Consider the following 13540-nt stretch of genomic DNA (forward strand, 5'->3'; position numbering starts at 1 on the left):
GTAATCCTTCTTTCTGCCAGTTCATTTCTGCAGGCTCCAGCCCGGAATTTTGCGGATATCCCCATCCCAGATCTGCACCGTGCTCTTCACCGGAACGTTATCCGGAGAGGAGGCTGTATGAATATAACACGAATCAATGCCGATTGTTTCCGCTCCGGCAATATCCGTACGCGGATCGTTGCCGATCATAATCGCCGAACTTAGATCGGCACCATAGTTATCCGCTAAGTAGCGGTAAAAAAGCGGGTCAGGCTTGCTTATCCCGGCTTCGGAGGAAATGGCGACACCATGGAAAAAATGCAGAATGTTCAGCATGGTTAATTCCGCTTCAATGAAGGTCTTCTGGCCATTCGAGAGCAGATAGACCTTCTTGCCGCCCGACCGCAAGGTCCGGAGAATCTCCGGTACTCCGTCATAGAGCGCGATATGCTTCATGGATAAGGTCCGCAGCCATCTGACCGTCTCATGCAGCCAGGCCTGCCCGGGATTCCCCCCTAAGTCGCGGGCCACGGCACGGAAGACCTCTTCCATGACAAAATCGGGATAACGGCATTTCTGTGCAGCGGCTTGAAGCTGACGGTCACGCTCCGCAAGGAAACGGGACTCCAGCTCCGCCCCTGACGTGCGCAGCCCGTGATAACTGAAATGAAGGGCCAGCCGCTTCCATACCCCCGGATGCTCTTCATCGGTCTCAATATCAATTAATGTTCCATATAGATCGAAAATATAAGTCTGGTACATAGATCCGGCATCCCTCCCTATTTCGTCCGGCCCAGCTTACGGGCCACTATGAGAATAAGCAGCAGGGAGACCGCGATAATAATAAGGTTGAATCCCCACTCACTCTGGAACCATCCGCTTTGTGCCGGAGGCTCTGCTGCTGCTTCGGGTATAATATTCTCGGCACCCAGCGTGGCTGTGACCAGCTTGCCCCCTGCAATCTGGTCTTTGAAGTTAATAATATCATACTGCGGAGCGAGTGCCAGGGCATTGCCGTAGATCAGCGAATAAGACCCGGTCTCCTGCTCTCCTCCCGCAAAGACAAGCCGGTCCACCAGATATTCGGCCTTCAGGCCGGCAATGGAGATCGGGGCATCATCCAGATTATAAATCAGAATCCGCAGGGCGGAGGAAGAGGATGCGTTAAGCAGCCGGATGTCCGTCTGCGAAATCCGGGTATCCTTGAAATCGAGCCGGTACAGTTCCCCGCTGCCTGCCACTGGTATCCTTATACCTTCACTGTCATAGAGCTCATACCGCCGTGAGAAATTCCCGGTGCTGCCGAGCGTCAGCTTGGTAATTTTCAGCCGGTCCTTATTGCTGATGACGATCTCGGTCCGGTTTTCCGCCTGGCTGATCTCATACGGAGGTGTCTTCTGCCGCATGAATCCGGCCATCTTTACCTCTCGGCTGCTGTCCACCAGGGTCAGGCCGGGGAAATCCAGCCCCTCCGGATTGCTCTTTACCACGAGCCGGTAAAAGCTGAACTTGTAGCTGCCCTCCAGCTCAATGCTGTCCGCACTTAACCCATTCGTAGCGTATAAATCCCCTTTGGCCAGCGGCTCCCAGGCATTCCCGTCATAACCTCCCCACACCTCCACATGCTTCAGGAAAGACTCGTCCGGAAGCTCAAACACCAGCTTGTTTCCCTGAATATCCACATGCTCGGCAAGCGGTGTAATCCGGTAATCCAGCAGGGTGTCCGCCCCTTTGTCCGCCCGGTGAATCAGAATCGATGAATAGGCTGTGCTGCGCGCCTCCACCGTCTCCTCTCCACTCTCCAGATAATAAGGAACCGGCTCCCCGGTGCTGCCGGTAATACGCAGATCGCGCAAATCCTCTGCTGCCAAGGCGTATACGCCTTCATCCAGATATAGCTCATAATAAGGGGCCGGCTCAGGAATCCCGATGGCCCGCGAGACCTTCCACTGTCCGCTCTCAGCCTTCTCCGCCCAGCCGGACGCTGCCATGCCCTGTGCAGGATAGGCGGAGGTGAACAGCATCATTCCGCCCAGCCCCGCGAGCAGCACTGCCGTTCTAGCTCTCCAGCCGGTCTTTCTCTGCGAGCGCATAAGCTTCCTCCATTCTGGCCGATATCCGCTGATAGAGATATGAAATCCCCAGCAGGCAGAGTCCGAAGCTGAAATAAGCAACGATCTTGCTGCCGGTGTTCAGCAGGGTCAGATCATAGAGCAGCAGCTTGCCGGTTGCCAGCAGCGACAGCCCCAGTCCGAGACGGCGGATGTACAGATACCGCTTGCGGAAGCCGTACATAATGAACAGCACCGAGAGCAGCAGGTAGACCAGACTGAAAGCCAGTCCGCCATCATGCAGCCGGATCTGCACCCCAAGGAAAGCAGTAATCATCACCAGCAGATAGATGCCCATAGCCACCGGAACCAGCTCTATGTTCTTGTAATCGCGCAGGAGCGTTGTCCGCAGCAGTCTTCCGCCGCTGAACCACACGAACAGATTGAAGAGGATAAGCAGGCCCAGCACCAGAAGATCTGCCCCGGAGCTTCCGGACCATCCGCCTTGCAGGCTGGGTATGCCGAGCGTGATGCCGATGCAGATAGCATAAGTGATCCCGTACATCAGCGTGACCATATAGCCGACCGCCGTATCATAGAGCACCTTAACCTTCGGAAGCACGTAGGCAAGGCCGGCCGTGAGCAAGGCTGCCAGCAGCAGCTTGTAGAACGCACTGTGTCCCATATCTTCCGGAACTGCCCGGTCGAACAGACGCAAGGCTTCATACACAAGATATACATAGAAATTCAGGATCGCAGCATATTTGAACCAGACTATAGCCTGCACCTCGGCAGGTGAGCTGCGGAGCAGGTTCTCCTCCCGGGAGTGGCGGACCGCATAGAACAAGGCTACAGTAGCCATCCCCGCAGTAATAAAGGTGTATTTCAGCTCAAAATACGGATTGCTGTAGCGGACCACAGGATTAAGCTCGGACACGCGCAGCAGCCCGTCGATGCCGAAGAACGTCCCCAGGCAGAGCAGGAGAATCCCCCAGCCCGAGCGTTCTACCTCCTTGAAACGGTACAGATGGCCGTAGACCGTCAATACCACCCCTTCCACCAGCCAGCCGATGGACCACCAGGCAGTCCCTAACTGGAACGGGATCATCAGTACGGCAAAGGTCAGAGAGGTGGCGTAGAAGAGCAGTCTGCTCTCCCGTTCCTGCGGCATCCGCTTCTCCAGCAGAACGCCAAGTCCCAGGTACATCAGACAGAAGAACAAGGCAAGCGCACCCTTGAATTCGCCCAGACCTGCATCCAGAAAAAGAATATACAATGTTGCACAGCTGATGGCCGTGTTGCAGCCGAGCAGGCAGAAATCCAGCCAGGCAAGCTTCGTCTTGTATTTGAACGGATACCAGAGCGTGATGCCCAGGTACATGGCGAAGGTCAGCACAGCGCAGAGCATACCTGCTGCACTGCTGTCTGAGAGATTAATCAGCAGCAGCATGGAGGGTATATTGAACAGGAAGCTGATGTAACTGACAATCACCCAGCGCTTGCGCAGGGAGATCAGCAGAATGAGCAGGTTCAGCACGAACAGATACCCCATCGCCACGTATACTGCGCTGCCTTCCAGCCCGAACGCCCCTATATAAGAGAACAGCGGCAGATAACCGCCGACAAGTCCCATGGAACAGATCGTCCGTGACTCATAACGCAGCGACAGCAGCACAGCGGATAGAGTGACCAGTACCGATAGACCGATCCCGGCCCATAAACCGATAATCTCCAATAAGAAGTAGCTGTAAAAGACCGAGCCGTAGAGTACGGACACTCCGCCTCCAATCAGACCCAATGCAAAAGCCCCTCTGCCTTTGCGGAACAGCCACTCGCCGCCCCCCAGCATGATGGCGCCCAGCAGAAAGAAGGCACTGCCCTTCATATAATCGTTGAACCAGGTGGAGTAACTGTATCTGAACCCGGCACCCACCGCCAGAATCAGCAGCAGAATTCCCAGACGGTTGATCCAGTTCAGCCCGATCTTCATTTCAATCCGGTTCTGCTTACGGCGGCGCAGCAGCGTCTCCTCACTGACTCCCTCCGCGGCAAAGGCATCCATATGGCTGTCAAGCGTTCCAGTCAGTGACTGCTCCGCCTCCCGCTGCCACTTTCTGCGCAGCAGAATGCTCTCGTTCAGCTTCCCTTGCACTGCTCCCAGCATGGCGGCAATCTGCGCCTGGTCTTGCCCGAGCCCGGCTTTGGCTCGTCTGAACGTAACCTCGATACGCTGCCTGGTCTCCAGCTCGAAGGAGGTCAGCCTGTCAAGGTAGGCATTGTTCTGCGAGGCAAAGTAAGTCTGCAGCTTCTGCCGCGATACCCGCAGAATGCCTAGCTTCTCGTCCAGAATCTGCTCCGTCAGTGCGGTCCGCAGCTCCGAGTTATCCTGCCGCAGTATAGAAGCCTGAATCTTGAGCTCCCTGAGAATGAGCTTATTCTCTTCATTCTCCTTCTTCAGCGCCTCGTTCTCATGAACCAAATCACTGCTCTCATACTCCTCAATCAAAGCCTGGTATTCTTTCAAAAGCCCGTCCTGCTGCTGTTGTACAGCCCTCAGCCGATCTCTGAAATCCTCCATAGCGCCCCCCAGTGCCTGCTATCAGCAATTGTTAATATTTTCATTTTACTATATATGCCCAGGTAATCCAGTGCAACATATTGAGCCCTGCCTGCGTTAGAGAGACAACACATATTCATCCTACTAACTTGACTAAAGGAGCTGTCCCATGAAAACTTCTCTAAGAACAAGCGCAGCACTATTGACGCTGTCGCTGGCCCTCACTACCGGAGTGGTCTCCGCTGCCCCTGCAGCAACAAACTCAAATCAGACCAAGGCTGCCCAGAGCAAAGCCGGCACCTCACTAAGCACGTATTCCATTGCCATTAACGGCGCAGCCATCACAGACACCGGCTTTCAGCCTTCCGGCACCAAAGAACCGCTGATTCCGCTGCGCACCGTCGCTGAGTCACTGGGCTTCAAGATTACCTGGAACACGGCAACCAAAGCTGTAGATTTGAATAAAGGAAATATATTTACAACCGTGAAGAGCGGGCAAGACCGATATGTGATCAATAAAATGTATACCTCACTTGGAACGGCACCGCTGACTAAGGCAGACAAGCTGTATGTTCCCGCATCCTTTGTAAGTGAGGTGCTGCATCAGACAGTTAGTGTGGAGGGGAAGAATATCGTGATCACTTCAGCCGCAGAGCATGTCCTTGAGACAGGTGTCATCACCGCCATCCGGAACTCCGGCAACACTTCCTCCATTCAGATCAAGGGTACCGGAACAGCCGGGATCGTACTGAATGTCAGCGGAGATACGGTATATGAGAAGGCCGACGGCACCAAGCTGGCTTTGGCCGATCTTCAGATCGGTATGACGGTAGAGGCCGAGCATGCAATGTTCGCCACCCTCAGCCTGCCGCCGCAAACCCCGGCTTACCGGATAACCGTCCAGGATACCAAGGTTCAGGCTGATGTGCTGGGTACGGAAGGCTCTCTTGAAGAGATTATCAAGGCCGAAGACAGCTCACTCAGCCTGCGCATCAAAGGCAATGCCCTCAGCGACCTGTCGCAAAGCGAGATCGTGCTTCGCCTGACGGACGATACGCTGCTGGTGAATGAGAGCGGAGAGGCTGTTGAGCAGTCTGCTCTGGTTCAAGGTAATACCGTTATCGGCTTCTACTCCCCTGTAATGACCCGGAGTCTGCCACCGATCGGAACCGCGCTCAAAGTCGTCGTGGAGACCGTACAGCCCTAAAGAATATTAATGATTACAGTTTCATTAAAAAGCCCCCGGCTTCTGCATCGGCAGAAACCGGGGGCTTTGCTGTATGTTGTCCGAACCCGGCTAACCCTTGACCGCCTGCCGCACAGCGGGCTGGCGGCCTAGGGTCACCCTGTTCTTGCCTTTAGCCTTGGATTGATACAGGGCTTCGTCCGCCTCGCGGTATAAATCCTCGAAGGTCACGTCGCTGCGCTCTGTGAAGGCGATGCCAATGCTGACGGTCAGCTGGATGCTGTACCCCTCTTCCAGCAGGACGACATGCTTGCCCATGGTAGCGCGGAAATTCTCCGCTTCCCTCAGGGCTTCGGCCTCGCTGCCGGCAAAGAAGCAGACCGCGAACTCCTCGCCCCCCACCCGGCCGGAAATTCCGTTATTCTGGTACACGTTCATAATCTTCCGGGACAAATCTACCAGTGCCTGATCACCGGCCAGATGTCCATATGTATCATTAATTAACTTGAAATCATCGATATCGAACAGCAGAAGCGCCATTCCCGCCCCGTGCTGCACAGAATAATTCTGCACCAGCCTCATGAAATGCCTGCGGTTGTACAGTCCGGTCAGATCATCAACCGTAGCCTGATGCAGCAGCTCGCGTTCATACCTCTTCTTCTCACTTAGATCACTGAAGACCATGAGCATGCCTGTGGTCTCTGCGCGGGTACGCTCCGTGGCAATGAGTGCGATGCCGAAGCAGGCACCATCCTTGCCGGAAGGCTCAATCTCGAACTGCCCTTCAATCCGCTTGGCATAATGGTCGGAGAGCTGGCCGTACCGCTTCAGCAGCAGATGTATGCTTCGGCCCCTCCAGGTTTCCGCCTTCTCCTCCAGCAGTTCGGAGAGCATCGCGTCCGCAGCTTCATTGACATCAATAATCTGGTCATAGCGGTCCGTCAGCACAATGCCGTCTTTCATATTCTCGAAGATCTTATTCTTGGCAAGCGGATACAAGGAGAGCCGCGGATCACGGAACAAAGACAGGTACGCAGCGACGATGGGCGGAAGATAGGTAAATGCGGTGAACCCGGTAATCGTAATTTTGAGCAGCGGAAGCAGAAAGACCGACAGTACAGGAATCAGCAGCCCGAACAGCAGCATCAGATTACGGCGGAAATAATATTTGGGAGCATTCAGGAGGGAGATCGCCAGCAAATAAACAGCATACAATCCAAACAGCTGGTCGTACGCGATAAGGGTCATGCTTAATACCGTAGGCTTCACGGCAATTCCCGTAATCCCTGCCACCGTTGCGAGGCCGACTTCACTGCGCATCAGATGATGATAGGAATCGGTAAAGATCAGCACAACGTCAAGCACAACCGGGATACAAAAGTAAATAAGCCTCTTGGCCAAACCCTCAGAGGAACGGGAAACATACTCTTTAATAACGACATAGGTAAAGATCGCACTCAAAAAAAGCGGGCCCTGCTGCAAATTCTTCCACCATAGCTTGACCTGAAAGGAATCCGACAGAATCTCTCCGGCCGTAGCCGCGAATATCAGGCTGACCAGCAGCATTAATATCCATAAGTAGCATCTTCCCGGGGTGTGGCGGTGCTTGAAAGAACCGATGCCCATGTAGAGACTTAGAACGCTGCCCATTACCAAATAATAAGGATAACCCTGCATCCACGGCATGTCATATTTCTCCTATTTTTGAGATAGCTTTGCCTTATTATATCCTACTCTTTCGTACAAATGAATCATTCTGTCAAAATATACTATCTGTACCCAAAGTACAATCATCCGCCTGCCGTTTCTATGGAGATGCCCGAAGGAGATGCCCGAACATACACGAAGACCCTACGGGCAGCCCGTAGAGCCTTCAAAAGGTGAGAAGCGAATTTATAATTATGCAGGGATCCAGTTGCTAGGGTGCTAAACCGGAGTAGAATCGGCGTAATCTCGATCTTCTCCGTCTTTTCAAGTAGTACATGGGTTAATCAACTACCTTTCGGAAAACACGCAGGCATGCCCTTCCAAACGTCAATTGATACCTTCCACTTCCCACCTAAGCATTAATACCCGCTATACAGGCCGCTTAAACAAGCGTATATAAACAAAGAGGACACTCCTTCACCATCTGCATGGATGCGGGAATATCCTCTATAGTAGGAATACCATTATTTCTTCTGAGCCAACCGTTGTTTGAACTTGTCAACACGGCCGCCAGTTTCGGTATCTCTTTGTTTACCTGTGTAGAACGGGTGGGATGCGGAGCTGGAGTCTACACGGATCACTGGATAAGTGTTGCCGTCTTCCCATTCCATCGTTTCACCGGAAGACTTGGTGGACGAGCTCAGGAATTTGTAGCCTACGCTTGCATCGAAGAAGATAACCTGGTTGAACTTAGGGTGTATGCCTTCTTTCATTGTAATAACCTCCTTTCCGTACTAATACAACTTCTATAGTATTATGAAGCCATCTCTTGGTCTATTTAATAATTCTGGTTAGACAAAGGGAGATGCGTAAATCTTCCGATTTTTACACGCCATACTATCATACGTGAAAGCGGGCCTGGAGTCAACCTTTTGAGCCGGAAATCGGAGACTTTGTCACCCTGCAAATCAGCATCCGAACCGGGCCGCTCCGCAACTCCCTTAGAGATGAACGTTAGAGCGATTTCACCATTCCGCCGTCGATAAGCAGGGACTGGCCGGTAATATAAGTGTTGGCAAAAGAACCGAGAAATACCGCAGCCTTACCGAACTCCTCCGGCGTCCCCGTTCTCCCAAGAGGAATGCCCTTCAGCGCCTCCGCCTGAACCTCTTCAAGGGAAGTTCCCACCGCTTCCGCACGTTTGCCGTCAAGCTGGAGGATCCGGTCTGTACCAATGCGTCCGGGTGCCAGACTGTTGATTAGAATGCCTTCGGGCGCAAGCTCTGTGGCCAGGCTCTTGTTCAGCGCGTTCACCCCTGCGCGGAACACATTCGAGAGAATCAGCCCCTGAATCGGCTGCTTGATCGAGACCGAGCTGATGCTGACAATCCGCCCTCCGCCAGCGCTGCGCATATGCGGCAGCGCCTCACGGATCAGGCGGACCGTACTCATCAGCGTAAGCTCGAAGCCGCCGCTCCAGTCCGCGTCGGCCATATCCCCGAAGCCGCCGCCCGGAGGCCCGCCGGCGTTCGTGACAAGCACGTCGAGGCCGCCTCCATATTCGGCGGCCGTCCGTACCGCCCGTACAATATCCTCCGGGCGGGTCACGTCCATGTCCACCACGGCAATCTCTTGCCCCGTGGCCTCCAGAATTGCCTGCCGCGCCGTTTCCAGCTGCGGCAGACTCCGGCTCGCGATGGTCACGCGCGCGCCCTCACGCGCATATTCCAGTGCGGTTGCCAGCCCCAGCCCTTTGCTGGCGGCGGATACTAGTACCGACTTTCCTCCAAGACCCAAATCCATAATGATGTCCTCCTGTCAGATTGGATTGAAACAAGAACCTCTAATCTGCATTATACATCGTATTCGAGCTGTTTTTTGGCTTGAACAATGAAATCCAGCGGGTTCTCAATCTTGTCGGCCTCGTACTCCACCGCACCGATCTTCAGACCCAGGTTCACTTTATACTTCCCGGAGAATTCGGTATCATTCAGATCCTGCAGCCGGAGCTTGATCCGCTCAATGACAATCTTGGCCCCTTCACGGTCCGTGAAGAGCAGAAGCCCCCAGGTGGCATCCTCCTTGTCCAGCAGATACAGCGCGTCATTGGTGCGGATACTGGACTGGCTGAGCTGGGAAACATCATAGATCGCTTCGGACAGCTGCTCCTCCGGAATCAGACGGCGGATCTCATTCCAGTATTTCACCTTGACGACAAGCAGTGTCAGCGGAATGTGATAACGTGTCGATATCCCGGTGAACAGGCTGGCATCCTTCTGAAACGAAATGCTGTTGCGCAGATCCGTGTTCTCATCCACCGTGGCGAGATTGGCCGTCCGCTTCTGCAGGCGCTCATTCTCGGCCTGCAGCTCACGGCTGCTGGAGGTGAAGACCCAGATGACGACTGTAATCAGCGGGGTCATAATCAGCCAGAAGTACGTATTTACGCCAATCGTTGCCCCTTCGGACACCGTCTGATAGACCACGAAGAAGCCGTAGCCGAAGATAAACGCCAGATTCAGCGTCAGTCCCGCAGTTACCGTGGTGAAATATGTGACCAGCGCAAGCAGGAAGGCCACATTCAGAATAATGATGTTCTGTATATAGTGATCGGGGGAGCCGGCAATGAACACGGTGCAGGCAAACATCAGGACCAGGAAGGCCAGAAACCCGAGATCGGAGATCAGGCTGCTGCGGTTACGTCTCACGCTTATCACCACGTTTCTTCATATGTTTGCGGAGCAGGAGAAGCAGCGATACTATGACCAGCGTGATGATGAGTACGGCCGCGACCACAAAGCCCAGAACGTCTGAACGCTCGATAATCTGCGCGATCGTTGAATCTTTTGCCGCACCGGAGAGGGTCTTGAAGCGGTAAGCATTAACCTGGCCGTCTTTGTCTGTAACTACACCGTCCCCGTATACCTTCCAGCGGTCTTTCTCGCTGGCAATCAGCTTCGAGGCCAGGTAATAGCTCTCGGGGCTGACCGCCGTAACCGCAAGCAGACCCCGTCCGCTCTCATAAGGTGAATCCAGCAGCTGAAGCGTTCCGATGCCGGCTCCGTACTGCTCTTCGATCGCTATTTTTTCATTGGACAGCAGGGTTGATCCGTCTTTGTTGTACTTGAAAAAAAGGCTGTCATTGTTGTCCCGGATTACCTTGTTGTTCTTATAGGTACCGATGGCAATGATATTATTGTCCTTCAGATTATCAGCAGCCACATCGTCGCTGTAATAATGGACATCCCCGGTATTGCCTCCGGCGTATTGGCCGAGCATGTTGAAGATATTGCCCAGGCTCTGATAGGAATAATCATCCATCTCCTGCGGCAGAACAACCGCCACACGGTTGAAGATGCCGTCGCGCAGGAACGGGTACGGATAGTTACTCAGCAGCAGCTCTGTGCGGTCCTTGGTATTCAGGCGCATCATGGATTCCTTGCTGATATAGGCCCAGGGCATCTGCTCCGTATTAGGTGTGCAGATGGTATTCGCCATCTCCAGATCAAAAGCTACCGTGACGGAGAAATTGCCGGAAATGTTCAGGCTCTGCGGCACATCCAGATTCAGCACATCACCGTTGGCCAGTTCCTTCGTCAGCTTCTTGCTGCCGACCGGCGTATTGTTGATGCTTACCGTTACCAGCGAGCGCTCAAAATCCAGATTCCCCGCATAGCGCAAATCGAGACTGATTTTGCCGTCATCCGCTATTGAGCGGTTGGACGGCAGCGAAACGAAATAAGTCTGCTCCTGATGGTTCGGTCCGTTCAGCTTATCCCCGGTCTCCGTGAACGTAACATTCGAGCTGATGGATGGCGCCGGGTCTGCTACACCGGTAGCATCATCCACAAGCTTCAAGTCGCTGCTGATCTGGCTCATCAGCTCCCCGCTGGCCATGAAGCGTCCGGCCTTGATCAGCAGGCTCTCATCCTTGGAGGTAACGATCAGCACCGGCGAGGAATCCTTGTTCACCAGCTGGATCACGGCATGGGTGCCGAGATCGGCCGTGGTGCTCACGAGATTCTTCAAGCTGGCCGGGAGATGATCATACATCGCTACAAGCACCACTGCATGCTTGTCCGCAATGGTATCCTCGCGGTAGGGCAGCAAAGGAATCGTCTTGTCGTTCAGCGTATTGCCTTTGGCGAAGCCTGACAGGGCGTACGTCGCGCTCTCCAGCTCAGAACCGCTGGCATTCTCCGGTACCGCGAGCAGGCTTTCCCCTTTTTTTACCGTATCCATGCCCGAGAACCTGGCACTGAAATCCGCAATTCCGCCCGTAATCACTTTAGGCGTATACTTTACGGCAATATTGGAGGTATTGAACAGATGCAGCCAGCTGTCCTGCGTATTATCTACACTGCAGAGCTGATAGTCATCCGTACCCGTCTTCAGATTGCCCTGAATGGTTAGCGTGTTGCTGCCTTGCTTAAGGAAGCCTTTGGGTGCCGTAATGCTCAGGCTCTGCTCCCCGTTATTCTCACCAGATGGTCTGAAGGAGTGGAACGGAATACCGTTAAGCGACAGCGTCACACTTGACTGCTGATCCGCATTGATCTGTGATACCTGATAATGCAGATTAATCATCACCGCATCGATGTTCCAGTAATCCATGACCGTGAAATACTGCTGCTGGGAGCTTGTGCCCGAGAGAGAGATCTCGCTGCCTGTAAATGAAGTCTCGTATGTCATCTTGGCGCCACCGGGAAGCACTGCTGCTGCCAGTGCCGCAGGAATGTGAACCAGGAAAAGGGAGAGGCAAATCAGCCCTATCAATATCTGTTTTTTCATCATGTTCCGAATCTCCTGTATCGCTTATTTCTTCTCCTCCGGCACTTAATAGCGCTCGGTTTTGTACCACTTGGCTTCCCGTTTGAAAATGACGTCTTTGAAGTAGTTATATAGTCCGTAAGCGGCGACCACCATCCATAGCTGACAGTACGAAACATACATCAGCAGAATGATCCACAGGTTGGACAGGCTCATCTCGCCTTTCTCCGTCGTCAGTGTAACGAAGATCCCGACTACAAACAGAACAATGGCGAGCAGCCACAGGAAGCTGCTGAGTCCGGCAATGGTCGTATGAACATACCCCATCGCATGGAGAACGAGCAGAACATCAGAGGTGACCAGCGAGATCAGGAGCAGGAAATAAATCGAGACATAATAGAGGATATCGAAGCGGATCTTCGCTGCCTGTCTGTCGAAGAGGAGCGGAAGATTCTTCACAATGACATAGATATTCCCCTTCGCCCAGCGTGTCCGCTGCTTGAACCAGACCTTCACCGTCTGCGGCTCCTGCTCCCAGGTGACCGACTTGGGCTGGAACTTGATCCGGTATCCCATCATATAAATGCGGAAGCTAATCTCTGTATCCTCAGCAATTGCCTTGACATCCCAGCCGCCGATACTCTCTACAATCGACCTGCGCATAATGAAATTCGTTCCCGGAATCGTACAGAGCTTGAACAGCTTCCAGCGCCCGGCTTGAGCCATCCATTGAAACGACAGGGTCTCAATATTAATAAACCGGGTCAGCAGGCTTGCATCACGGTTACGGGTTCTGAACTTGCCGATCACCGCTCCCAGTGTGGAGTCATTCATGATCTCCGCTACAAGATACCGCAAAGCTGTGCGTTCCGGTGTATTGTCGGCATCGTAGATAGCAATGAGCTCCCCCCTGCTGCGGGTGAAGCCAATGTTCAGCGCATTGGATTTGCCTTTGCCGCCGGTAACTGCATCGGTATTGATGATGATCAGATTACGCTGCGGGTTCCTCCGCTGGATATCACCCAGCAGCTCCGCGCTGTTGTCTGAAGAATTATCGTTGATGACGATGATCTCATACCGGTCATGCGGATAATCCAGCGCCAGCAGGGATTCAACGGTTTTGCTGATGACCACGCCCTCGTTATGTGCAGGGACCATGATCGTGACCATCGGATACTCACCTTTGATCTCCGGCACTGCCTTATTTTCAGTTTCAATATAGTACAGGTATCCCGCTATAATCAGCGCTACATTCACCAGCAGCAGTGACCAGATGCAGATCACCGCAATGACCATCAGCACGTCTGAGACCGTCATATTATTCTCCTAATGTTGTTTGATTTTTCCGGA

The 13540-nt window shown here is 53.4% G+C and carries 10 protein-coding genes; 1 reads left to right on the top strand and 9 read right to left on the bottom strand.

Annotated elements, in window-relative coordinates:
• Positions 1-21: 21 nt before the first annotated feature.
• From PBOR_RS33455 to PBOR_RS33465, 3 genes are read right to left on the bottom strand one after another with little or no spacing between them, the layout of a single operon-like run.
• Entirely contained in the window at positions 22-741 is a 720-nt protein-coding gene (locus tag PBOR_RS33455; protein WP_042218349.1) for an HAD family hydrolase, read from the bottom strand.
• 17 nt (positions 742-758) lie between these two features.
• Positions 759-2072 (bottom strand): DUF3999 family protein, encoded by a 1314-nt coding sequence (locus tag PBOR_RS33460; protein WP_042218351.1) that lies wholly within the window; start codon positions 2070-2072, stop codon positions 759-761.
• Positions 2038-4608 (bottom strand): DUF2339 domain-containing protein, encoded by a 2571-nt coding sequence (locus PBOR_RS33465; RefSeq protein WP_042218354.1) that lies wholly within the window; start codon positions 4606-4608, stop codon positions 2038-2040. The genes PBOR_RS33460 and PBOR_RS33465 overlap by 35 nt, the downstream gene beginning before the upstream one ends.
• A gap of 148 nt (positions 4609-4756) precedes the next feature.
• Here PBOR_RS33465 and PBOR_RS33470 point away from each other — a divergent pair, with 148 nt between their 5' ends.
• Positions 4757-5794, top strand: coding sequence for a copper amine oxidase N-terminal domain-containing protein (locus PBOR_RS33470; RefSeq protein WP_042218356.1), 1038 nt, complete (start codon positions 4757-4759; stop codon positions 5792-5794).
• Positions 5795-5884: 90 nt separating this feature from the next.
• Here the strand turns inward: PBOR_RS33470 and PBOR_RS33475 are convergent, their stop codons facing one another.
• The 6 genes from PBOR_RS33475 to PBOR_RS33500 form a co-directional block, all read right to left on the bottom strand.
• The gene (locus PBOR_RS33475; protein ID WP_042218358.1) at positions 5885-7459 is read right to left on the bottom strand and encodes a sensor domain-containing diguanylate cyclase; all 1575 of its coding nucleotides are present in this window, start codon (positions 7457-7459) and stop codon (positions 5885-5887) included.
• 485 nt (positions 7460-7944) lie between these two features.
• A complete protein-coding gene (locus PBOR_RS33480) occupies positions 7945-8193 on the bottom strand; it encodes a type B 50S ribosomal protein L31 (protein WP_039304788.1) in 249 nt (82 codons plus the stop codon).
• 241 nt (positions 8194-8434) lie between these two features.
• Positions 8435-9223: an SDR family oxidoreductase gene (locus PBOR_RS33485; protein ID WP_042218361.1), complete on the bottom strand. Its 789-nt coding sequence runs from the start codon at positions 9221-9223 to the stop codon at positions 8435-8437.
• Between the two features lie 50 nt (positions 9224-9273).
• Complete coding sequence (locus PBOR_RS33490; RefSeq protein ID WP_042218363.1) at positions 9274-10128, bottom strand: diguanylate cyclase domain-containing protein; 855 nt, start codon at positions 10126-10128, stop codon at positions 9274-9276.
• A complete protein-coding gene (locus PBOR_RS33495; RefSeq protein WP_052429759.1) occupies positions 10118-12214 on the bottom strand; it encodes a cellulose biosynthesis cyclic di-GMP-binding regulatory protein BcsB in 2097 nt (698 codons plus the stop codon). Before PBOR_RS33495 ends, PBOR_RS33490 begins: the two co-directional genes overlap by 11 nt.
• 42 nt (positions 12215-12256) lie before the next feature.
• Positions 12257-13507, bottom strand: coding sequence for a glycosyltransferase family 2 protein (locus tag PBOR_RS33500; RefSeq protein WP_042218365.1), 1251 nt, complete (start codon positions 13505-13507; stop codon positions 12257-12259).
• Positions 13508-13540: the final 33 nt, after the last annotated feature.

Source organism: Paenibacillus borealis, assembly GCF_000758665.1.
Lineage (GTDB): Bacteria > Bacillota > Bacilli > Paenibacillales > Paenibacillaceae > Paenibacillus_AQ > Paenibacillus_AQ borealis.